Genomic DNA, 458 nt, shown 5'->3' with positions numbered 1-458 from the left:
CCAGCCCCAGCGCCTGCCGTTGCTGATCCAGGCCTTTGACCGCCTGCACACCCCGGCCGGCTGGCCCGCCGAGCTGGACGACCCCGCCCAGAACTGGGGCAGCCCCGGGCAGTCCCCGCAGACCCTGGCGCGCTGGTCCGAAGCCTCGCGCCTGGAGCTGCAAGGCATCGCCGCGACCTTCATCGACTGGCGGCTGGACGGTGATGACGAACTGCCGCTGCTCGCCTGGCTGCTGCAGGACCCGCAGGACCACGACCTGCACCGCCTCTACTGGCAGGCCTGGGCGCTGCAACGCGGGGAAGCCGGTCTGCTGCGCCAGGTGCTCGCCCAGCCGCTCGCCGAAGATGCCCTCGACGCGCTGATCCTCGAAGGCTTCCAGCGCCAGGCCAGCCAGCAGTTGCACTGGCTTGAACAGGCCCCGGTGGTCAAGGTGCTAGTGGATTTCTGCGCCAGCGAAG

General features: G+C 70.5%; 1 pseudogene. It reads left to right on the top strand.

Annotated elements, in window-relative coordinates:
- Window positions 1-458, top strand: a pseudogene (locus CC207_RS27015) (molecular chaperone DnaJ); the annotation flags it as partial.

Origin of the sequence: Pseudomonas sp. DrBHI1 (genome assembly GCF_002205115.1) — a bacterium.
GTDB lineage: Bacteria > Pseudomonadota > Gammaproteobacteria > Pseudomonadales > Pseudomonadaceae > Aquipseudomonas > Aquipseudomonas mosselii.
The sequence above is the reverse complement of the archived record's forward strand: the minus strand, read 5'-3'. Positions and strand labels throughout refer to the sequence as shown.